Source organism: Paenibacillus sp. Y930, from assembly GCF_056786375.1.
The window spans coordinates 156,034-176,858 of record NZ_JBXCIX010000005.1 but is presented as its reverse complement, the minus strand read 5'-3'; the positions used below and the strand labels follow the sequence as shown (position 1 = coordinate 176,858).

Annotated in this window: 23 protein-coding genes and 1 pseudogene; 11 read left to right on the top strand and 13 right to left on the bottom strand. The window is 38.4% G+C overall.

The annotated features are described in order from the left end of the window. Positions 1 to 93: 93 nt before the first annotated feature. Positions 94 to 1,008: a phosphatidate cytidylyltransferase gene (locus AC1TO5_RS15850; RefSeq protein WP_482063975.1), complete on the bottom strand. Its 915-nt coding sequence runs from the start codon at positions 1,006 to 1,008 to the stop codon at positions 94 to 96. Between the two features lie 125 nt (positions 1,009 to 1,133). Here AC1TO5_RS15850 and AC1TO5_RS15845 point away from each other — a divergent pair, with 125 nt between their 5' ends. The 4 genes from AC1TO5_RS15845 to AC1TO5_RS15830 all read left to right on the top strand — a co-directional run bounded on the left by AC1TO5_RS15845 (position 1,134) and on the right by AC1TO5_RS15830 (position 5,422). Next, on the top strand, positions 1,134 to 1,673 hold the full coding sequence (locus tag AC1TO5_RS15845; RefSeq protein ID WP_482063804.1) for a hypothetical protein: 540 nt from the start codon (positions 1,134 to 1,136) through the stop codon (positions 1,671 to 1,673). A 161-nt stretch (positions 1,674 to 1,834) separates the two neighbouring features. Continuing rightward, positions 1,835 to 3,397, top strand: coding sequence for a sensor domain-containing diguanylate cyclase (locus AC1TO5_RS15840; RefSeq protein WP_482063803.1), 1,563 nt, complete (start codon positions 1,835 to 1,837; stop codon positions 3,395 to 3,397). A 126-nt stretch (positions 3,398 to 3,523) separates the two neighbouring features. Further along, on the top strand, positions 3,524 to 4,999 hold the full coding sequence (locus AC1TO5_RS15835) for a protein adenylyltransferase SelO (protein ID WP_482063802.1): 1,476 nt from the start codon (positions 3,524 to 3,526) through the stop codon (positions 4,997 to 4,999). An 81-nt stretch (positions 5,000 to 5,080) separates the two neighbouring features. Next, positions 5,081 to 5,422 (top strand): zinc ribbon domain-containing protein YjdM, encoded by a 342-nt coding sequence (locus tag AC1TO5_RS15830; RefSeq protein ID WP_482063801.1) that lies wholly within the window; start codon positions 5,081 to 5,083, stop codon positions 5,420 to 5,422. 133 nt (positions 5,423 to 5,555) lie between these two features. On the opposite strand, the gene AC1TO5_RS15825 is transcribed toward AC1TO5_RS15830, so the two are convergent. From AC1TO5_RS15825 to nrdD, 7 genes and pseudogenes are all read right to left on the bottom strand, one after another. Beyond that, positions 5,556 to 5,867, bottom strand: coding sequence for a hypothetical protein (locus AC1TO5_RS15825; protein WP_482063800.1), 312 nt, complete (start codon positions 5,865 to 5,867; stop codon positions 5,556 to 5,558). A 1-nt stretch (position 5,868) separates the two neighbouring features. Then, positions 5,869 to 7,290 (bottom strand): radical SAM protein, encoded by a 1,422-nt coding sequence (locus tag AC1TO5_RS15820; protein WP_482063799.1) that lies wholly within the window; start codon positions 7,288 to 7,290, stop codon positions 5,869 to 5,871. Further along, on the bottom strand, positions 7,274 to 8,089 hold the full coding sequence (locus AC1TO5_RS15815) for a prolipoprotein diacylglyceryl transferase (protein WP_482063798.1): 816 nt from the start codon (positions 8,087 to 8,089) through the stop codon (positions 7,274 to 7,276). The genes AC1TO5_RS15820 and AC1TO5_RS15815 overlap by 17 nt, the downstream gene beginning before the upstream one ends. A gap of 175 nt (positions 8,090 to 8,264) precedes the next feature. Continuing rightward, the gene (locus AC1TO5_RS15810; protein WP_482063797.1) at positions 8,265 to 9,173 is read right to left on the bottom strand and encodes a DUF4097 family beta strand repeat-containing protein; all 909 of its coding nucleotides are present in this window, start codon (positions 9,171 to 9,173) and stop codon (positions 8,265 to 8,267) included. A 1-nt stretch (position 9,174) separates the two neighbouring features. Continuing rightward, entirely contained in the window at positions 9,175 to 9,726 is a 552-nt protein-coding gene (locus tag AC1TO5_RS15805; protein WP_482063796.1) for an HAAS signaling domain-containing protein, read from the bottom strand. Further along, positions 9,719 to 10,048 (bottom strand): PadR family transcriptional regulator, encoded by a 330-nt coding sequence (locus AC1TO5_RS15800; protein WP_482063795.1) that lies wholly within the window; start codon positions 10,046 to 10,048, stop codon positions 9,719 to 9,721. The genes AC1TO5_RS15805 and AC1TO5_RS15800 overlap by 8 nt, the downstream gene beginning before the upstream one ends. Positions 10,049 to 10,323: 275 nt before the next feature. Next, positions 10,324 to 11,598: pseudogene (nrdD, locus tag AC1TO5_RS15795) on the bottom strand (anaerobic ribonucleoside-triphosphate reductase); the annotation flags it as partial. Positions 11,599 to 11,907: 309 nt separating this feature from the next. Between nrdD and AC1TO5_RS15790 the strand changes: the two are divergent. Further along, complete coding sequence (locus AC1TO5_RS15790; protein ID WP_482063794.1) at positions 11,908 to 12,180, top strand: hypothetical protein; 273 nt, start codon at positions 11,908 to 11,910, stop codon at positions 12,178 to 12,180. A gap of 178 nt (positions 12,181 to 12,358) precedes the next feature. Here AC1TO5_RS15790 and AC1TO5_RS15785 read toward each other — a convergent pair whose 3' ends face one another. Continuing rightward, the gene (locus AC1TO5_RS15785; protein ID WP_482063793.1) at positions 12,359 to 12,742 is read right to left on the bottom strand and encodes an S-Ena type endospore appendage; all 384 of its coding nucleotides are present in this window, start codon (positions 12,740 to 12,742) and stop codon (positions 12,359 to 12,361) included. 219 nt (positions 12,743 to 12,961) lie between these two features. Between AC1TO5_RS15785 and AC1TO5_RS15780 the strand changes: the two genes are divergently transcribed. The 5 genes from AC1TO5_RS15780 to AC1TO5_RS15760 all read left to right on the top strand — a co-directional run bounded on the left by AC1TO5_RS15780 (position 12,962) and on the right by AC1TO5_RS15760 (position 16,486). After that, positions 12,962 to 13,300, top strand: coding sequence for a winged helix-turn-helix transcriptional regulator (locus AC1TO5_RS15780; RefSeq protein ID WP_482063792.1), 339 nt, complete (start codon positions 12,962 to 12,964; stop codon positions 13,298 to 13,300). A 124-nt stretch (positions 13,301 to 13,424) separates the two neighbouring features. Beyond that, positions 13,425 to 14,057, top strand: a complete 633-nt coding sequence (gene hxlA, locus AC1TO5_RS15775; RefSeq protein WP_482063791.1) for a 3-hexulose-6-phosphate synthase — start codon at positions 13,425 to 13,427, stop codon at positions 14,055 to 14,057. A gap of 8 nt (positions 14,058 to 14,065) precedes the next feature. Beyond that, a complete protein-coding gene (gene hxlB / locus AC1TO5_RS15770; RefSeq protein WP_482063790.1) occupies positions 14,066 to 14,620 on the top strand; it encodes a 6-phospho-3-hexuloisomerase in 555 nt (184 codons plus the stop codon). 255 nt (positions 14,621 to 14,875) lie between these two features. Continuing rightward, entirely contained in the window at positions 14,876 to 15,439 is a 564-nt protein-coding gene (locus AC1TO5_RS15765; protein WP_482063789.1) for a LemA family protein, read from the top strand. Positions 15,440 to 15,445: 6 nt separating this feature from the next. Beyond that, positions 15,446 to 16,486, top strand: a complete 1,041-nt coding sequence (locus tag AC1TO5_RS15760; protein WP_482063788.1) for a DUF3137 domain-containing protein — start codon at positions 15,446 to 15,448, stop codon at positions 16,484 to 16,486. A gap of 152 nt (positions 16,487 to 16,638) precedes the next feature. Here the strand turns inward: AC1TO5_RS15760 and AC1TO5_RS15755 are convergent, their stop codons facing one another. From AC1TO5_RS15755 to AC1TO5_RS15740, 4 genes are all read right to left on the bottom strand, one after another. Then, positions 16,639 to 17,313, bottom strand: coding sequence for an ABC transporter ATP-binding protein (locus tag AC1TO5_RS15755; RefSeq protein ID WP_482063787.1), 675 nt, complete (start codon positions 17,311 to 17,313; stop codon positions 16,639 to 16,641). A 1-nt stretch (position 17,314) separates the two neighbouring features. Then, positions 17,315 to 18,346 carry an FtsX-like permease family protein gene (locus AC1TO5_RS15750; protein ID WP_482063786.1) on the bottom strand — a complete coding sequence of 344 codons (1,032 nt, stop codon included), beginning with the start codon at positions 18,344 to 18,346 and terminating at the stop codon, positions 17,315 to 17,317. Continuing rightward, on the bottom strand, positions 18,312 to 18,581 hold the full coding sequence (locus AC1TO5_RS15745) for a hypothetical protein (RefSeq protein ID WP_482063785.1): 270 nt from the start codon (positions 18,579 to 18,581) through the stop codon (positions 18,312 to 18,314). The genes AC1TO5_RS15750 and AC1TO5_RS15745 overlap by 35 nt, the downstream gene beginning before the upstream one ends. Before the next feature lie 316 nt (positions 18,582 to 18,897). Further along, on the bottom strand, positions 18,898 to 19,881 hold the full coding sequence (locus AC1TO5_RS15740; protein ID WP_482063784.1) for an aldo/keto reductase: 984 nt from the start codon (positions 19,879 to 19,881) through the stop codon (positions 18,898 to 18,900). Between the two features lie 407 nt (positions 19,882 to 20,288). On the opposite strand from AC1TO5_RS15740, the gene AC1TO5_RS15735 reads away from it, so the two are divergent. Then, on the top strand, positions 20,289 to 20,768 hold the full coding sequence (locus AC1TO5_RS15735; protein ID WP_482063783.1) for a DUF6530 family protein: 480 nt from the start codon (positions 20,289 to 20,291) through the stop codon (positions 20,766 to 20,768). Positions 20,769 to 20,825 lie beyond the last annotated feature (57 nt).

Below are 20,825 nucleotides of genomic sequence, written 5' to 3'. Positions count from 1 at the left end.
CAACTTAATAATCTTAGTTGCTCTGTTGACCCATTATTTATACAAGGGACATATTCAGCTGTAGCGTACAATTTTAAGTAGAATACATATGCTTCACATGAAATCAAAGAAATAACGGATAACATGGAATAATACTGGTGAAGTATAAGTTAAGCTGTCGATTCTACTTAGATGGCTTTTTTTCAAAGCTTCGAATTTATTATCATCGCCAAGTAATAAATCTCGCTTTAGCACGGAAACGGTTAAACTGCCGAGAAATCCACTTAAACTAATGAGCATACCAGAAAGTATTCCGAACATTAGATCAAGCGGTGTGAGATACGGGTAGATTAAATATGAAACAGCCGTCGTTATTACAAAGGCACAGATGAAGCCTGCCCAAGTCAAATTAGCATTGGCAGTAGGAACAACTTTTCCTTTGCTATAATAGATTGATACTAGATTATGAACAACGTCATTGAGCTGCGTCAATATAACAAGATATAGCACTAATCCTGCTCCATATTGCGGCGTAGCAAATTGGAAATAAGCTAAGTGACTAAGTCCGAAAACCATAAGCATTAGTCCCCATTGTACCGAGCTAACGCTGCGGAGAAATCCGACCGTTCCTTTATTAATTAATCGTGGAATTGGAATTAATAAAAATACATACACTGGGATAAATATAATAAACATTCCATACCATTCAATATAGATCCAATAAAACTGCAATGGGATTGATAAGTACGCCCATAAATATAATCTTCTGTCCGCTTTACTTGATTTGATCATGGAGAAATATTCTCTAAGTGCAAAAAACGAAAGTCCCATTAACGAAATTAATGATACTAGCGGATTGAGTAGCGTGGCAAAACCAAAAATAATAAGCATGCCCCACCACATTTTGATACGAGCTCCAATATTCGTATAATCTTTAATAGGCTGTATTTTACGTATGATAACATATAACAATTGTATGACGGCTACAGCTGCCAAAACAATGATGAGCTTTACTAATGAACTGTCCAGGACGAATCACCAACTTAGTATAAGGTAGAATCCCTTTTAAGGTTACTTTTTGAACATGCGCCATAAAAGGGTTCATATGTTATTATGAAGGAAATGAACAATTTTCAAAAGGGGTTTTTGTAAGTATGTCAAATAATCTATCAATTTATATTTTACTTACGAATACAGGAACGCTATTTACGAAGATGATTCAAGGCTATACAAAAGCGCCCTATAATCACGCTTCGATTTCCTTTGACTCAAAGTTGTCTGAGTTGTATAGCTTTGGCAGAAAGCATCCTAATAATCCTCTGAATGGCGGCTTCGTTAAGGAGGATCTTAAGACGGGTACATTTAGCAAATATCCCAATACGACCTGTGTCATCTACGAGCTTCAAGTAACTGAACGTGAGATCGAGAAGATGAAGCGAGTTTTGCAAATTTTTGTTCGGAGTCGTCAAAAGTATATGTATAATATTTTAGGTGTGATCGGCATCGCGCTCAAGGAACCGGTTGAATTTAGCAACTCTTATTTTTGTTCGCAATTTGTTGCGGAAATATTAGAGCGTTCGGGAATTAAGCTATGGAATAAGCTTCCTGCATTAGTGACACCCGACGATTTTCGGCAAAGTGAGCAGTTGGCGTTAGTTTATGAAGGGAAATTAAGTAATTACAAATGTAAGTAGAAATATGGATAAGGTTAATGAATTAAAGGGGATTTTATCTGAGTTTGAAGTGTAAGCCGAGCAGCTCTTGCATGGCTTTTTATTATAAATAAATCCGCGAAAAATAGCGAAATATGATATATTTGGTTGAAGAAGATATTAGAGGGGAGGCATAATACATTATGAAAATTTCTTTAAAGTATCTTATATTGTCAGTAGCGCTATTATCGGTCATATTAACGTTATTTAGTAGTATCTCATCAGGTTATAGAATGAGTAAAAACACATTAATAGAAAGTGCTTTAGAAACGAATCAGATGTATGCTGAAAAACTTGCAAATACGACAGATGTCTTCTTTCAAATGACACTTCAAACATTAGCTTGGAGCTCACATGAGATTGCCTCATATATGACAAACGAGGATGCTAGCGCTAGGCTATTTGAAGAGACTGAACGGCTCAAGCATCAAACAGCTACATTTAACTCTGTTGTTATTGTTGATGCAAACGGTGAAATCGTCGCAACATCGCCTCAAACGCTTGATCTAGTCGGTAAACTTATGGATTCTGAAGGTGGAAAAGAAGCATTACGAGAGAAAAGACCCGTTGTATCTAAGCCTTATTTATCAATTACTGGAAGATTAATTATTTTTATTTCTTATCCTATTTTTGATGAGAATCAACATTATTTAGGCCTTGTTGGGGGAAGCTTATACTTAAAAGAAGAAAATATACTTAATCAAATTTTAGGACAGCATTATTATGAAGATGGCTCTTATGTCTATGTTGTCGATCAAGAGGGTCATATAATTTATCATAAAAATTCAGAACGAATTAATGATGTAGTATCGGAAAATCCAGTGGTACAGCAATTGATGAACAAGCAAAATGGAGCAACCCGTGTTCTTAATACGGAAAAAATCGACATGCTTGCGGGATATGCCTATGTTCCGTCGGTAGGTTGGGGAGTCGTCTCACAACGTCCAGCAGCAGTTGCATTGGCACCAACGACAGAAATGATGCAAGAAATGATTGTGAATGCATTGCCTTATTTGTTGTTATCGTTAGTTATTATTGTGTTAATATCACAATTAATTGCCCAACCGCTGCAAAAGCTGGTTGGCTTTATTGAATCTAGCACCGAGAAAAATCAAAGCGAAAGCTTGAATAAAGTAAAAGCTTGGTATTATGAAGCCATTCAATTGAAAAAGGCATTAACTTATAGCCTTGGGTTTTTCCATGAAAAGGTAGACTTTATTACAGAGCAGTCTCAAACAGATCCATTAACAAAGCTAATGAATCGTAGAACAATGGATGAGTATACGCAAAAGTGGAGAAATAACGAGACAACTTTCTCTATTGTTATATTGGATATTGATCATTTCAAACGAGTAAATGACACCTATGGTCATTCTGTTGGTGATGAAGTATTAAAGTTTCTAGCAGAAAAAATGCGTGAAGTAGCTAGGAAAGAAGATATTTGTTGTCGCTATGGCGGCGAAGAGTTCGTATTGCTTCTCCATCAAATGAATGAGCAGGAAGCTTATGAGGTTACTGAGAAGTTAAGAAAAATAATTGAAAGCACAATAAGCCCTTGTGGTGATTATATTACGGTTTCTGCTGGAATTTCTGCTTATCCAGCTACATCAACGAATCTTACACAATTGTTCGATATAGCTGATCAATGCTTATATGAAGCAAAAAGAGCTGGAAGAAATCAATGTATCGCTAGCAGTAATCGTTAATGCGTTATGTTTAAAAAGGTACGTTTTGCTTTTCTCAAGCAAACCATAAATAATATCCGTGAAAACTAGTCGCAACGCTTTAGCGTAGTGATGGAAATGAAAAATTGCAATAGAGAGGGCTATATAATGACTACTAATGAAAAACGATTAGAGACAGGCTGGCATTTCGATAATAGTTATCTTCATTTACCTGAAACTCTATATACGCTAATTAATCCAACACCAGTAAGATCGCCCAAGCTAGTTATTATTAATGAACCATTGGTGGCAGCATTAGGGTTAGACGCAAGCGCACTGCTAAGCGAAGAAGGAGTGGCAACATTAGCTGGAAATAGGATTCCAGAGCATGCCATGCCACTTGCACAAGCATATGGCGGGCATCAATTTGGTCATTTCAATAGGCTAGGTGATGGTAGAGCCGTACTGCTTGGTGAACAGATTACTCCTCAAGGTGAACGTGTAGATATACAGCTTAAAGGTTCGGGTCCAACTCCCTATTCACGCCGAGGTGATGGCAGAGCAGCACTAGGTCCGATGCTCCGGGAATATATCATTAGTGAGGCGATGCATGGATTGGGCATTGCTACTACTCGTAGCTTAGCTGTAGTGGCGACTGGGGAAACGATTGTTCGTGAAACGAATTTACCAGGTGCTGTTCTTACTCGTGTAGCAGCTAGTCATCTGCGAGTCGGTACGTTTGAATATGTATCTCAATGGGGTAATGATGACGAGCTTAGGCAATTGGCGGACTACACGATTGAGCGTCATTATGCTTATATTGCTGCTGATGATAATCGTTATCTTCATTTGCTTGAAGAAGTTATTAAGCGTCAAGCTCATCTTATTGCAAGCTGGCAATTGGTAGGCTTTATTCATGGTGTGATGAATACGGATAATATGGCCATTAGCGGCGAAACGATTGATTATGGTCCATGTGCATTTATGGATAGTTATGACCCTGCAACGGTATTTAGCTCCATTGATCGAGAGGGACGCTATGCTTACGGTAATCAACCGTATATTGGTAGTTGGAATTTGTCACGGTTTGCAGAAACACTTCTACCATTGCTTCATGACAATCATGCTGAAGCGGTTGAATTGGCGCAGGCTGCATTATCAAACTATGCAACGGAGTATTATGCTCGTTGGCTGGCTGGAATGAGAGCGAAGTTAGGATTGTATAACGAAGAGGAACAAGACGAAGCGCTTATTAAAGATTTACTTGGTATGATGCACCAATATGGAGCGGATTACACGAATACATTTATTATGTTGACGTTCAATCAACTGGAAAACTCCGCATTAGCAGCTACAGAAGAGTTTAAGTTATGGTATACGCAGTGGCAAAATAGATTAGAGCGACAATCACAATCAACAGAGCTAGCGCAGCAATTAATGCGTAATAGCAATCCAGCGATTATTGCACGTAATCATCGAGTGGAGGCAGCATTAGAAGCTGCAACTAAGCATGGCGATTATACCGTAATGGTTCAACTATTGGCATTGCTATCTAATCCTTACGAGCATTCAGCCGAACAATCGGTATTTGCTACTTTACCTGATGAGGAAACAGGACCCTATCGAACATTTTGTGGAACATAGTTCACAATGATAAAACAGGAGTCAGGCATACTGATGGCGAAGTAGTGTAGTACAACATTAACGAATGGAGAATATGAAATTATGTCTAGTTTGCCAAACTGCCCTAAATGTAATTCAGAATACACATACGAGGATGGAAGTCTGTTAGTTTGTCCAGAATGTGCTCATGAATGGACATTGGAATCGGAAAGCGACAATACGTTGGGTACCGAGATTGTGAAGGATGGAAACGGAAATGTTTTGAATGATGGTGATAGCATTACTATTATGAAAGATCTTAAAGTAAAAGGAAGCTCTTCCGTATTGAAGATAGGTACGAAAGTGAAAAATATACGTTTGATCGATGGAGATCACAATATCGACTGCAAAATTGATGGCTTTGGAGCTATGAAATTAAAGTCGGAGTTTGTGAAGAAACTGTAATAGTGAAAGTTCAAAGTCCGCTTTTTGTATAACCTTTAATAAGTTGAGCGCTGAGGCTATCACAAGTAAGATCGTTATCGATCGTACTTGCGATAGCCTTTTTTGATAGCTATTGCAAGTGGTGGACAAGTCATTAATAAAGAACGCCACTTACGAAAAGTCCAAAGCAAGCGGCATTTAATAAGAAAGTAATACCGGCTCCAATCAATAGTCCTTGCACAATACCAGGATATTTACTAAAAATGAGTGTAGCTGGAAATAAATAAGCGATTTGTACTACACCAATAAAGAAAAATCCTATAGGAAACAGGAATAGTATGAGGTGTAGTACTGCTAATAATCCAATGCCTAACCATACATGTTTGAGATTGTAAGATTTCTTTTCCTTTGAGGTTAGGTTAGTGATTTCAGAGTCTTGCAAATCTTGATTTTCATCATCATTCATACTAATCACCTCTTGATCTTAGTTCAAATTCACGTTGCAGCTCAACTAATTTCTCCTCTTTATCTCCACGATAGAACATATTATATGTATCGAAGGGGATAATACGACCATCTGGATGTACAATATGGACACATGATTTTTTGACTGAACGAACATCGAAGTTATAGGGATCCAAAAATTGCATAATAATGACACGGAATACATTATCGTAATTAATATCTTGAGGAACAGATACCATCGGTAAGCAGCATAATAGATTTTTGAGTGAAAGTGCTGATGAACTTGGTGAATGAGCGGTGGAAAATAGATCAAAAATTTTAGCTTTCAAATTAATATCCTGCTCGAAGACGATCGTATTTCTGCCGCCCTCTAATAAAATTGCGGGGTCCATCATGCCCGTTAGTGGAATAACTTCATCACCTAGCTTCAGAGCATATCCCATAGCTAGACAATCTGGATGACATGGCACGGGGATAATATCTTCAGGTAGGAAAAGGTCAGATTGATCGATAATGCCTTGACGTACTTCACTAAGTGTAAGTCGCTCCTTGGCAGGATCGTATTCCTCGAGTCTACCAGCAGCTTGAATTGGCTGGAATGTTACGCCTCGAACAGCACGTTGTTTCAATCCGAATTGAATAATATCACCAATTTCATGATCATTGAGTCCCTTTTTGAGTGTTACAACTAATGTCGTAGAAATATTGTAGTCGTTAAGATTAGCTAATGCTTTACGACGAACCTCGCGTAGATCTACCCCTCGCAATTCACGTAGTGTAGCTTCTTCAAAGCTATCAAATTGCAAATAAATTTCAAAGCCTGGCATATAGGATGCCAATCGCTCGGCAAACTTGCGATCTTGAGCAATCTTCAATCCATTTGTATTGACCATAATATGCTTGATAGGCTTACTTTTGACGAGATCAAGAATTTCAAAAAACTGCGGATGAATCGTTGGTTCACCACCGCTAATTTGCACAATGTCTGGTTCTTCTTCATTACGGACGATAGCATCAAGCATCTTTTCTATTTGCTCTAATGAGCGAAATGATCCGTGCTGGGGAGAAGATTCCGCATAACATATTGGGCATTGTAGATTGCAGCGTTCCGTTATTTCAAGCAAGGTTAGACAGCTATGCTGCTCATGGTCTGGGCATAATCCACAATCATAGGGACAGCCGTAACGAATGGGCGTATTCCAATGTTGGGGCATTTCTGCAGGTTTGAGAAACTCCCTACACTTCTTGTAATATTCAACATCGGTTGAAATTAATACTTTTTCTCGCCCATGATGGCCACAATATTTAAGTAGAAATACTTGATCGTCTTCGATAATGACTTTTGCTTCTACTTTACGTAGACACTGGGAGCATATACTATTCGTTAACTCGTAGAAAATATAGGGTCTATTTTTGGTTGGCATAATTAGTATCCTCCGAATAAGGTTGATGTGGTTTTCCAATCCATTGATACAAGAGCGATCCGTAGTAAATTAATGCTACTAAGCAAGCAATCTGCATATTGTTCAGTCCAAAGTACGGATGAGGGGTTGGCTTAATAAAATCAATCGCAAATCTGAAAGTAAGATAACTAGTCATAAATAGTTGGAAGATAGCGCCGTTAGGTAGAGTCTTGGGTGAGGTCGTTGCTAGAGATTGCCGTTTACGTAATTGATGTTTGTAGCTTAGAAGTAGGGTAGCGAGTAGAAGTAAGAATAATATTTCATATAATTGTGTAGGGTGACGTGGAATCCCATCGCCAAAATCGATAGCAGTAATCCATGTCGTTGGTGTGCCATACGTATGGTCATCAAGACCAGTTAAGAAGCAGCCAATACGTCCAATCGCAATTCCCATGATTAGAGGTAGCGTCATATCATCGCCAGTGGAGCGGGTAATACCCATTCTTTTCTTCATTAATTCAACGCCTATAAGCCCACCGAGCAGTCCACCTACAATGGTTTTCCCACTCATAAGGTATACATAGTCGTTCCACTTCTGCAGTAATTGAAAAGGGTCTTCAAACCAGAACAGTACTTTAGAGCCGATTGCCGCACCGATAATAGCTCCAACAATAATCCACATTCCCTGATCGATCCGAAGAGCACCTTTTGTTCGTGTGTACAAATATACACGGAAGCTTAAGAAATAGGCTAATGCTTCGAATACGGTATGTGGATGCAATGTAATGAATCCAAGATTAATCCATACAGGGAAAGTCATTGATGCCTCCTTTTGGAATGAGTTTAACGATATATTAACTATTCTGTTACCGTACGTAAATCCCTTCCAATTGTTAAATAAGAAAAAATAGGTGTGCCTCTCCAAGTTGCTTGGAATAGACACACCTACAGTTTTAGTTCAAAGAATCTATCTCTTGAACTAGAAACGAATTAGATTACTTGACTTTAATATTGCCTGACTTTGTATTAATTTTGATCATATCTGATGAAGTTCCAATAGAATCTGGTGCTTTAATAGTTCCTGAATTAGAACGTAGTTCATAAAACCCACTAAACCCTTCAGCAACGGTAAAGGTTACATTTCCTGATGAAGCACTAACATCAGCACCATGTACTGTAGATTGTGAAATAGTTATATTACCCGAACTACTTTCTGCAGTAACTTGACCGGAAACATTAGTAAGTTTCATATTACCTGAGTTAATAGATGCTTGCAGATTACCAGTTATATTATCGGCAATCAGATTACCAGATTTCGTTGTTAGCAATACATTTTCAGCTTGTATCTCTTCTGCCTTAAGATTGCCTGAATTCGTAGTTATCGTTGCTTGTTCTGCTAGTATGGCTACAACATTAAGATTACCTGACTTTGTAGTTATCGTTGCCTGTTGTGCTAGTACGTGTTCAGCGTTAAGGTTCCCGGAATTCGTACCTATATCTACAGTTTCTAGAACATGATCCTTAGGCAAACTTACAGTGATGTGGATTTTTTCACTCTCAAAACTAAAATCCAAAGAGAAAATTTGTAGTTTGAACTTAGTCGTTAGATCAAGCTCGTATTTGCTATTTACAATGGAAGCCTTATTAATTTGATCAATAGTCGCCTGTTCGGTCTTTCCTTCAACTAATATGGAACCTGTATCACTGTCATTATTAACGAATGTCACTTTCACATCATTAGATGTACCAATAACGGTAACGTTATTTAATGTTTGTGGATCGAAGGTCCATGTCTTCTCAACGCTTTTTAAATTTCCGTTCCCCAATTGGAACTTATTAAACGATAAACCTGTGATACCAATGACAATAAGAATGATGGCGGTAAGAATCCAACGCTTTCTCATATTATTTCCCTCCTTTAATGACGCGAACATTCCAATAATAGTAAGACTTCGTAACCTTCAGAAGCATTGTACCTAGATATTTACATGCGATACCGAATAAGATCCCTATCCCAGAAATCGCAATGGTAGCAAAAAGTTTACCAAGAATGAATTCGCCATTGATTATAAAATCGACCAATACTAACAGAGGTGCAATAATCATAACACCTGCACTTACCATTAAACTGAACCAAGTAGCCCAGATTGCTATCCCGATTGGAACGACCGCAAGTATAAAGTTGAGGGAGAACAATCCGATTACAGCAAAGACTGTTCTGGACATCGACTCCGACTTTTTAATTGTAGCAGGGGAATTTTTTAAATAATCCTCCATAGCTACCTGCGCTAACTCTAAAGGATCGCCAAGCTCAAGTGAAATCTCATCCTCCGTTTTACCCGCTTGTTCTCCAAATGCAAAATGTGTTTCATAATCTTCTAATAATTCATTCTGCTCCTTCAGGGGCATTGCATTAATACCTTTTCGAAATTGCTTCAGAAATAGCGTTTTACTCATGTTCTGCACCGTCCTCCAATAAACTAGAAACATCCTTCACAAATTGATTCCATTCCTTCAACATTTCCTCCATATATTGCTCCCCATTAGCTGTGAGCTTATAGTATTTCCTGGGTGGTCCTTCGTTCGATTCCTGTAAATACGTTGTACAGTGTCCCTCGGTAACTAATCTTCTTAGCAAAGGATAGAGTGCTCCTTCCGCAACCTGTACATAGTTAGAAACCTGCTGAACTAGTTCAAAGCCATAGCGCTCTTTTCTATGAATAAGCACTAATACACAAAGCTCTAATACACCTTTCTTGAACTGCACATTAATGTTCAAATCCTTCCACCACCGATCAATTATAAATTATAGAGTTGGTATATCGTATGATTCAGTACTGTTCATTAATCACTACTTAATTATGATTATAACTTGAGCTACTGAATAATGCAAGGTACCACTGTAAATATTATGCTATTCATCTATTTAAGTATGCTCGTGAATTTTTCTATCCGATAAAAAGTTGCAAAAAACCGCCATAATGTATAACCCATCATGACGGTTTCAATTAAAATGGAATTACAGATGTAATGGCGTGGCGAGTGTAGCTTCATTCGATCCAATAATTGTTCGATGACCAGCTTAATCTGTTGATCTAATGCTTCAAAAAATTGTTGCAGCATCGGTTCAGAGTGAGAAATAATACCATGCTTAATTCCGAGTCGTGGGAGATTGATCGTAGTGAAGGATAGATTACCTCTTCCGCTAACAATTTCCTCCCCATATACGTTACCTAGCACTCTTGTTCTACAACCCATATAAGTTGCTTCCGTTTCTGGTCTACCTGCAACATAATGTTTAGCATTGAACGGAGCATCTAGAAAGCTGAAGTTAGGAAATAAGCGTTTCGCCGACACGCGACAACTAAGCTGAAATAGGTCATAGTTGGGATCACCAGCATTATAGTTAATTCCTTCTTTTACTTTGAAAATGAGAATTGGAAATATCGCTGTTTCACCGTTTCCTAAACCTTGTTCAACAGAGAGAAGGAGATTTTCAGATACCATTCTGCCCTCTGCTGATATATCTGTACCAAAGTTAATGCTGGAAAAGGGAACTTGAGCCCCGGCACGAGAATGCATCGTATTTAGATTATGAATAAAAGCTTCCATCGCTTGATACGTTTTACGATTTGTTTCACGATAAGCTTCCGTGTAAGCGAATTGTTGAATTTTGTTCGCAGTCGATTCATTAATGGAATACAGATGAGTAAGTTGTTTCAGCTCGTATCCTTTATATTGCGTAATCATATCAATTTGTAATGTATGTTTACTTTCTGACTCCATCTTGTGAACCCACTTGTTCATCTGTAATAACGGTTCATCTTCAAGTTCAAGGAGAAGCTGTAATCCTTGTCGTAAGTAATTAGCGTAGCTTTTCTTAAATGTTTTCCTAATACCATCAGATAGTCCATAGTCGAAAAATGGAATGCTTTGTCCACCATGCTGATCATTTTGATTACTTTGAATAGCGATTGCAGCTAATGCTGCATAACTTATAATGTCGTTCGGTTCACGTAAAAACCCGTGACCAGTGGAAAAGCCATTTGCAAATAGTTTATGTAAATCAATCTGACAACAAGTTAATGTACCCATATTCATAAAATCCATATCATGAATATGAATATCCCCAACATCGTGAGCGAGAGCATGATGTGGTTGTAATACGTGAGTTTTACAAAAATGTTTGGATACGACACTACCATATTGAAGCATAGTTCCCATTGCAGTGTTTCCATCAATATTGGCGTTTTCGCGCTTACTATTTGTTGTCTCTGCATCAGAAAAAGTAATTTCAGCAATGATTTCCATCAATTTGCTATCGGTATTAATCAAGTGATGACCTCCCTAAATGGTGAAAACAGCTTGTAACCCTCATCAGAAAATGTTATTCAGAGCGAACAAGTTTAGTCGAAAACAATAAAAAAACACTATATATAGTTGTTGTGATTGGATCTTCATACTATATGTATTATAGCTTATAATTTTTGAAAGTTAAGTCCAATTAGACTAAAATAATGATGATTCGGTATTTTGACACATGAAGCGCGAGAAAGTAGTTAGTTGTAGAGAAATGTTCAAACATTTCATATAAATAAGTTAAGTATGTGAACATGGATTTAGGAGAGGATGAAAAAGATGGAACAACCGATGATGGTCGCTAGAAACGGTGTCATTACTAGTATTAGAAAGATTGGTAAGTATAAGTCGATCCAAATAGATGGAATAGGTGTGAATGGTGTCGTTCTCAATGTTGATGAGAACACAATTATTCGGAATCAAGCTGGTGAAGTAATTGGGCTTGATGAGTTAGCAATGGGAATGGTTATTCATATTGAGCATAGCATGGCGATGACGATGAGCCTACCACCACAAACGTATGCTTACAGCATAACGGTGCAAGCTTCATGAATAAAGCTTACGTGAAATAAGCTATGTACTCAGCGTATGGATATTGGGCGAGTGATGCTACAATATCCATAAAGAAAGGGCTAGGAAGGTGAGCGTTAACACTCACCTTCCTAGCCCTTTTACAACGAAACTATATCAATCTAGTAAATATCAATGGCGTCTATTAAGTAGTGAAAGATTATACTTTTGGAATATACGAAACTTGATATTTAAATGTTCCAAAGTATGGTTCGATAGGAGAAAAACCAGTTAAGGAAATTTCACGGATATCGTTATACAAAAACGTAATGCTGTCGCCTGCTACAAGTGTAAATGTTCTACTTGGTCCACTATTGAAGATTAAGTTAACATTGAAACCAATCGAGCCAATGTTTACAAAAGATGCAGCTAGCGTTGATACAAAACTAGAATCAACAGAATATACAACATTGTTATTCGTATTACTAGTGTCTGATACGGCAATAGTATTTTCGAACGTTACAATTACCGGTCTACGATGAATTGGTTTGGGGGGATATGGCGAAATACCGTTAAGATAAGGTCTAAGTGATTTACGAGTCATTCTATCATCACCTCTTTCCTTTTGATAGTTTCATAGTATGTATTCATAGAGTAATTGCTTGGACAGGTTGATGGATTTTCGAAAATATCGTTATGCAGCTATATAATGGTATGATATATCTATGAGTGCAAGTTCAAAAATTGGGCTTTATATTCGATGCCGATTAAGTGATCTCTCAATATAGAGGTCGAATTATGATAAAGTAAGGAGTCATGAAACTTGGGTGATCTACATTTTAAAGAGACAGTTGAATTAACGTTGAAGGTTATAGGCGGAAAGTGGAAGCCTGTTATTCTTTGTCATTTGACAGAAGGTACACATCGATTCGGTGAATTGAAGCGAGAGATGCCTCAAATCACTCAGAAGATGCTAACACAACAGCTACGTGAACTAGAAGAAGATTCTATTATAGAGCGTAAAGTATATGTGCAAGCTCCACCGAAAGTAGAATACTCTTTAACGGAGTATGGTTTGACGGTAAAACAACTGCTGAATGTACTATCAGAATGGGGAGATAAGCATCTTTCCATGGAAGCAGATTCTCCCAAAAATGAGTGAATATCTACTTGATAGTTACCAAATGGGTACTACGTTACATTAAAGTGCGTACTGTTCAAACAGAACATTAAACTCTAGAATTGGTTTTGTAACATAAACCAAACAATAGAGGAGTAGATCATATATGAAATTACAATTAGCGTTAGATCTTGTTGATATCCCAGGGGCAATTGAAGTTGTGAAGCAGGTAGAATCTTATGTTGACGTTGTTGAGATTGGAACACCAATTATTATTAATGAAGGATTACATGCAGTTAAAGCTCTCAAAGAAGCTTTTCCTAACTTAACCGTTCTTGCAGACTTGAAAATTATGGATGCAGGTGGCTATGAAGTTATGAAAGCATCTGAAGCAGGTGCTGATATCGTTACAATTCTTGGTGTTGCAGAAGATGCTAGCATTCAAGGTGCTGTTGCAGAAGCTCGAAAACAAGGGAAACAAATTTTGGTTGATATGATTGCGGTGAAAAACTTAGCGGAGCGTGCAACGCAAGTAGATGCATTGGGCGTAGATTATATTTGTGTTCATACAGGCTATGATCTTCAAGCCGCTGGCCAAAATTCATTTGAAGATCTTCGTACGATCAAATCTGTTGTGAAAAATGCAAAAATTGCAGTAGCAGGTGGCATTAAGCTAGATACATTACCTGAAGTAATTGCAGCTGGGCCTGATCTTATTATTGTTGGTGGCGGCATTACAGGGCATGCAGATATTCAAGCGGCAGCTGCTCAAATGCAACAATTGATTCAACAAGGATAGTGGCTGATATGACGAATAACTATAATATTCATTCCATTATGGCCGAACTTCATGCAGCAGCTGATCAAGTGGCTGATGAGCAGTTAGATCAATTAGCGGAGGCTATTACAAACTCTGGGCGTGTTTTTGTAGCAGGTGCAGGTCGTTCTGGATTAATGATGCGGGCGTTTGCAATGAGGTTGATGCATCTTGGACTTGATGTATACGTTGTTGGTGAAACAGTGACACGTAGTATTGCAAAGGGAGATCTATTGTTAATAGGTACGGGTTCAGGAGAGACGAAATCGCTTATACCGATGGCAGAGAAAGCAAGAAGTCTAGAAGCTACAGTAGCGACAATGACTTTATCTGCGTCTTCTACTATAGGGAGACTAGCACATCTCATCGTTCAACTGCCAGGAGTACCGAAAAATCAGTTAGATGAAGAAGCCTCAATACAACCAATGGGTTCTTTATTTGAACAAGTATTATTGCTAGTGTGCGATGCTGTTATCTTGAAAATGATGCAAAAGCAGCGTAGCAGCGGTAGAGTAATGTACGGCAATCATGCGAATTTAGAATAGATAATATAAAATTACAATATAAAAGCTTCTCTTGATAGTTGGACCGTAATGTACCAATAATCAAGGGGAGCTTTTTTTGTATGTCCTAATGTTGTAAGAAACATTATGGCCCCCTTTTGTGAACTATTTTGATCAGTAGCAGAATATGAATAGAATAAAGATTCGGTAATCAAGCAGTAAAATTATTACATAAAAGCTACAATTTCTCGATAAATATGATAATCTAATAGTATTAAACTCGATGAGGTGATGACAATGGTAGGCTTTGGTATATTGCTTGGTATCATTGTAATTGTAGGTATTTTCTTAATTGCTACATACAATGGTCTAGTTAGTAGACGTAATCGCATTAAAGAAGCTTTAGTTGCTATTGATGTTTATTTGCAAAATCGTTATGACGCATTGACACAAATTGCGGAAGTAGTTGTTTCTTATGCAACACATGAACGTGAGACACTTGCGCAAGTTACGAGCTTGCGTGCGGGATTGCGCAATCAAGCGCCTTCAGCGGAGAAAATGAAGCAATACGAGGAAGTAGATAGAGCACTTTCTTCAATTAATTTTCAAGCAGAAGCGTATCCTGAAATAAAAGCGAATGAAAACTATTTGCATCTACAACGGACGATCAATGAGCTAGAAGAGAAGCTATCAGCTAGTCGTCGTAGCTATAATTCCAATGTTGCGGGCTACAATACAGCGATTCAATCTGTGCCGACGAATATGGTCGCCGGGATGTTTGGATTCCGTGAAGAAAGCCTGCTAGAAATTGCCCAAGAGAAAAAGGCTGAAGTAGATCTAAGAAATATATTAGGGAGGTAACGGGGGATGTTACCAACTTATGGGGAAGTAAATGCGCGGCTTACGGTTCCACTTGAAGCATTGGATCAAATAAGAGAGCTTGCGCAGCAAAAGCGTGCGAAGTATAATCGCGTATTGGCGATACTTTTTGTTGTGAATGTTATAAGTACATTGGTTAGTTTAAGTTATCAGTCGTATTATTTTATTATTGGTTGGATTATTTTCATTATTATTTGGTTAATATCTTTATACGCCAAGCGCAAAAGCGCAGAGCAATATCGAACGATGTTTAAAAGAGAAGTGATTGCACCGTTTGCCTCCAAAACAGTGGAGCTATGTGCAACACTAACGGATAGCGAAAAACATACCTACTACTGCAATTACTATCCTGAGGATCGAATGGATGATCATTGGATTCAGCGCTGTAAATTGTTCGATTTTACAATTGATCGTACAACGGGAGAAGATTTGCTTATTGGGCAATTAGGTCTGACTGAATTTCGCTTCTCGGAGCTAACATTAGTTGAAATTACTCGTACTAGAGACTCTAAAGGGAATACAACAACGACAGAGCATACAAGATTTTCAGGAGTGTTATTTGTAGCTGATTTCAAAAAAAACTTCTCGGGTATTACAATATTACAATCGCGTAAGGTCGTGCCGCCTGATAGTGGATTTTTCAAGAAAATGTTTGGCTCATTCAAGCAATATTCGATGGTCGGCTCAAGTCGAGCAGCAAAAATCAATATTGAGCTTGAAAGCGAAGAGTTCAATGAACATTTTAATGTAAGAACCTCCAATGATATTGAGGCGAGATATTTATTATCCCCGAATTTAATGGAACAAATATTACAATTCAAAAAAACGCATAATGAACAAATCGATATTTCTTTTGTTGATTCCTATATGTGTATTGCGATAGCCTCTGACAATAATTACTTCGAAGAGCCAATGCATAAGGAGCACAGTGCAGGATATCGGATGAAGGCCGTCTATGAAGATCTAAAGTTTTTCTTCGGTCTTATTGAAGAATTTGATCTGAATACAAGAATATGGAGTAAGAAATAATAATAATGATAATAAAACGAAGAAGCAGATCCAAAGTAGTTTGAACTACTTGGATCTGCTTCTTTTCTTTTTCCTAGTCAATATCGAAAATCGCATATATCTTTTGCATACAGCATTACTTGAACGCTTTTTAAGCGAGAGTAGCTGCGATATTACAGAATGACACCGTCACGCATTATAATGATACGGTCTGCGAAAGGCAGCATTTCTTCATCATGGGTAACGAGCAGTGTTGCAATATTAAGCTTTTTCGTAATGGTTTGAATAAGCGTCATAACATCCTTCGAGCGGCTAGAATCTAAGCTTGCAGTCGGCTCATCGGCAAACAATATTTGTGGCTGATGTATGATCGCTCGCGCAATGGCAACACGTTGTTTCTCACCACCGGATAATGAAGATGGATATGCATGCTGACGATGTTCCATCCCGACGAGCTCTAGCATATTGGTAACTTCTTTTTTGCGATCTTGCTTACTAAGCTTGTTCTCCGCTACATCGAGCATCAGTAATAGCTGGTCCTCTACTGTTAGAAAGGGCACAAGATGTGAGGATTGAAAGATGAAGCCGAACTGCGTTGCACGTAGCTGGCGAATTCCCTCTTGCGACATCGTTATGAGATCGTTGCCCTGAAATACAATCTTTCCACTTGATGCACGTTGTAGTCCAGCAGCAATCGTTAGCAACGTACTCTTTCCAGAACCGGATGCTCCGACAAGCGCCGTCACTTCACCATTATTTACTTCAAGATTGATACCCTTCAATATTTGTTCACTCACTTCACCATTACTAAATGTTTTAGTGAGATTCGATATCGTTAATGTACTCATTTTACATCTCTCCTTGCTGAATAGCTTGTAGTGGCTCAACTTTTTTGATCTGAATACCAGATAATGTTGCACCAAGGAAACCAATAATAAGGAATAGAATGGATAGCATAATCGTTGCACCAAAGCTTAGGTGAAAGGGCATGCCGGCAGGAGCGACAGCATTGAATAATTGACTAGCGGCAATCGATAATATAAGTGCAATAACAGTTATAACAATCATTTGCGTCCACATCATGCGGAATAATGTACTTGTTTTTACACCGATCGCTTTCAAGATGCCATACAAACCGATTTTTTGAACGTTCATCATATAGAAGAAGATCGCGAACAATAATCCGCTAATCCCGATAAGGAACCATATAATCATATTTAAAGTCATTTGCTCTGCACTATAGCTAGGTATCGTATTCAAAAATTGTTTGTTAGAGAAGGACACCAATCCATCAATGGCTGGTGCATCATCACCTGGGATGAACAGCAATTGCATAGACATTGTACGATACATTTCCTTGTAATTGAGTTCATGAATGAAGGCAACATCAGCATGACTGAACTTTTGCTCGTTGGCGAAGTCTACAACCGATAGCTGACCGCTGAATTGATTGTTCGTCAGCTGTGAATGCAACGAAATTCCATCTGCCTCAACATCCGAGTTCAATACAACTTCGCCTTGTTGAACGGTTGGGAACAGTTCAGATTCGGTTGCGGCAACGAATGCAACACTATGCTGCTTATCGTTTTCATCATTTACAAATCCCATTTGAATAGAAAGAGCGGAGGCGTCAGGATACTGACTTAATAACTCAGCTTGCTGCTCACTATCTATTCTGGATAAATTGTAAGTGTCGTTCGCATCGCTGTTCATATAGAAATGTCCTTTGGGCATACCTTTAATCAGTGCTGAATTATCTTGTGATAACCCATTTGCTAATCCGGAAATAATAAATGTTAAAAAACTAATTAGAAAAATGATAGAACCGACAATAACAAATTTCGCCTTACTTTTCTTTATTTCTTTCCAAGCCATATTCATAATTAATCATCCCTTTCTTTGCTACTCCTCTATAGTAAGCAATGACTATGAACGCAGTATGAACAGACGATGGCGAAATTAAGACTAATGTAGTTTGCTCCGAGAACGAATTGCTGTTCCGATCAGGGTCGCTCCAAAAACCAATTGCTGTTCCGATCGCCGTTGCCCTCGGATTTATTGTAATAGGAATAGCGGTATAAATCCGAGGACAAAAACGACCGCATACCACTAGCAATTAGTTCTCTCCGCTGGAGCATAGGAGAATGATTAGTACTCTCCGCTTTGGCATAGGTGAAGGGATGAAGAACGAGGTTAGTTTTTGCTTTGTTTCGCTTCGTAGCATGGGTTGAGGTGTGAACAAAGTAACTTTTTCTTCAGTTAGCACGTTAGTGCGGCGGCGATTGTTATGCGAATATAAGTATAGTTCAAGCAAAATTTCCCTAATACTCGTCTGTGATTACAAAAAAAGGAAGCCCATCATAAGATGAACTTCCTTTCCGCCATTTCACATTCAATTAGCGACATGTTAGATCAAGAAAATTTTGCATGTATTAATAAGAGCCACGAATATGATCGTGTACATTTTCTTTGTACCATTGCTCTAAACGCATCATTTCATCCTGGGAGAAGGATGGTACATCTAATGCACCAAGATTATCGAGCACCTGCTGCGAGTTTTTGAAGCCAGGAATAACAGTGCTTACTGCTTCATGATCGAGTATCCAGCGCAATGCTGCTCGAGTCATATTATCTTTGCCTTCTGCGATCCAGCCTAGCTCACGACTAAGCTCCTGACCTTTAGCAAGCGGAAGTCCAGCGAACGTTTCACCAACATTGAATGCTTCTCCATTGCTATTATAGCTGCGATGGTCACTCGATTCGAATGAAGCTTGCTGATTGAATTTACCTGTAAGTAAGCCACTAGCTAGTGGTACACGTGCAAGAATTCCCACACCCTTCGCCTGTGCAACAGGAAGAAGCTGCTGTGATATCTTTTGGCGGAAAAGATTGAAGATGACTTGTAGCGCACTGACGTTAGACTGCTCCATGCAGAATAATCCTTCTTCCACACTTTCAACGCTAACGCCGTAATAACGGATTTTCCCTTCTGCTTTCAGCTTATCAAGCACATCAAAGACTAAGCCTTGCTTGAGAATATCATAAGAAGGGCAATGAATTTGATACAAGTCAATTTGCTCGCGCTTCAGACGTCGTAGACTTGCTTCGCAATAGGCACGTACCGCTTCCTCTGTATAGTTGGCAGGATCATTAACATTCCCTTGGCGACAAAACTTTGTAGCAATGTGAATGTCAGATTCACGACCTGCTGTAGCTTTTGCAAGTAGCTCCTCGCTATGTCCATTGCCATATACATCAGCGGTATCGAAGAAATTAACACCTTGTTCGATAGCTGTATGTAATGCTTGTAAGGAGACCTCATCGGAAACTGTACCCCAGTCCCCGCCAATTCCCCATGTTCCAAAGCTCACTTCACTTATACGTAATTCAGTATTACCTAATTGTCTATATCGCATTGTCATTGACTCCCTTCAAATTAGAATGATAGAACACGGTGGTCATGCTGTGTTCACTCATATTGATACTCGGTTAAGTTGGTATCAATAGAAGTATAAGACCATTCCAACAGAAAAGGAATGGTCTTATGTTAGTCTTGTTCGATGATGTGCACTGAAAGGTGGTTTTGAAATTGCAGATATTCACACTATAGGTATAGCTGCATATTTACGAATACAAAGGTTGTAAATGTGCAAAAAATGTCGAATGATAATAGGCTGGAACAACCGTATTTTATCTAATCTCAACTTCTGATTGACTTTAATTGAATAACGCAGTATTATATTTTGTAGTTAGTGATTTAGTAAATTACTAAATCACTAACTTAGTAAATAAGAATGAAACGCAAACTTAAGGAGGATTATATATGAAAATTCCAACAACGTTAAAACATAAACCAGTTATTGTATGCGAAAATTATGAGAATGTAGATGGTAAGTACGCTTATAATAGCGATGCGAAGGGAATTTCGTTAGGACTGGCACAGTGGAATGATCGCGGGAAACTTGATATTTCTGCAAAAGTATGGAGACATACAGGAGGCAAGTGGTCAAGACAATCGGAAGAGCTACCATTGCATCGTGTTATCGATCTTGCCATTATGGTTTGCCAAGCAAAGCTACACTTTCAGGAGGCTTATCGTTATGAGAAGCTATACGATCCGGAAAACCCAGTTATTGAAAGAGTTGGCTTACAAGGTGATGCTATGACGATTAGCATATGTGACAACAATGAGAAAATTGATGAAGACATAAAGCTATTCAACCAAGCATTAAGTGATGATGGAGAATTGGTCGGAGAAAGATTGCGTACATTATCACGTATGCTGAAGGAAATGGGATACTGAACCTACTCAAAAGCATAGTAACCAGCTCTCACGACACAAGCCCACTCGGAATAAGAT

Coding starts and splice junctions, on each gene's coding strand:
- AC1TO5_RS15750 (WP_482063786.1), bottom strand. CDS start 18,346: ATGAATATGGCTTGGAAAGAAATAAAGAAAAGTAAGGCGAAATTTGTT.
- AC1TO5_RS15820 (WP_482063799.1), bottom strand. CDS start 7,290: ATGCCAACCAAAAATAGACCCTATATTTTCTACGAGTTAACGAATAGT.
- AC1TO5_RS15810 (WP_482063797.1), bottom strand. CDS start 9,173: ATGAGAAAGCGTTGGATTCTTACCGCCATCATTCTTATTGTCATTGGT.
- AC1TO5_RS15735 (WP_482063783.1), top strand. CDS start 20,289: ATGAAAATTCCAACAACGTTAAAACATAAACCAGTTATTGTATGCGAA.
- AC1TO5_RS15765 (WP_482063789.1), top strand. CDS start 14,876: ATGGTAGGCTTTGGTATATTGCTTGGTATCATTGTAATTGTAGGTATT.
- AC1TO5_RS15825 (WP_482063800.1), bottom strand. CDS start 5,867: ATGAATGATGATGAAAATCAAGATTTGCAAGACTCTGAAATCACTAAC.
- AC1TO5_RS15845 (WP_482063804.1), top strand. CDS start 1,134: ATGTCAAATAATCTATCAATTTATATTTTACTTACGAATACAGGAACG.
- AC1TO5_RS15830 (WP_482063801.1), top strand. CDS start 5,081: ATGTCTAGTTTGCCAAACTGCCCTAAATGTAATTCAGAATACACATAC.
- AC1TO5_RS15815 (WP_482063798.1), bottom strand. CDS start 8,089: ATGACTTTCCCTGTATGGATTAATCTTGGATTCATTACATTGCATCCA.
- AC1TO5_RS15835 (WP_482063802.1), top strand. CDS start 3,524: ATGACTACTAATGAAAAACGATTAGAGACAGGCTGGCATTTCGATAAT.
- hxlB (WP_482063790.1), top strand. CDS start 14,066: ATGACGAATAACTATAATATTCATTCCATTATGGCCGAACTTCATGCA.
- AC1TO5_RS15755 (WP_482063787.1), bottom strand. CDS start 17,313: ATGAGTACATTAACGATATCGAATCTCACTAAAACATTTAGTAATGGT.
- AC1TO5_RS15790 (WP_482063794.1), top strand. CDS start 11,908: ATGGAACAACCGATGATGGTCGCTAGAAACGGTGTCATTACTAGTATT.
- AC1TO5_RS15805 (WP_482063796.1), bottom strand. CDS start 9,726: ATGAGTAAAACGCTATTTCTGAAGCAATTTCGAAAAGGTATTAATGCA.
- AC1TO5_RS15760 (WP_482063788.1), top strand. CDS start 15,446: ATGTTACCAACTTATGGGGAAGTAAATGCGCGGCTTACGGTTCCACTT.
- AC1TO5_RS15840 (WP_482063803.1), top strand. CDS start 1,835: ATGAAAATTTCTTTAAAGTATCTTATATTGTCAGTAGCGCTATTATCG.
- AC1TO5_RS15785 (WP_482063793.1), bottom strand. CDS start 12,742: ATGACTCGTAAATCACTTAGACCTTATCTTAACGGTATTTCGCCATAT.
- AC1TO5_RS15740 (WP_482063784.1), bottom strand. CDS start 19,881: ATGCGATATAGACAATTAGGTAATACTGAATTACGTATAAGTGAAGTG.
- hxlA (WP_482063791.1), top strand. CDS start 13,425: ATGAAATTACAATTAGCGTTAGATCTTGTTGATATCCCAGGGGCAATT.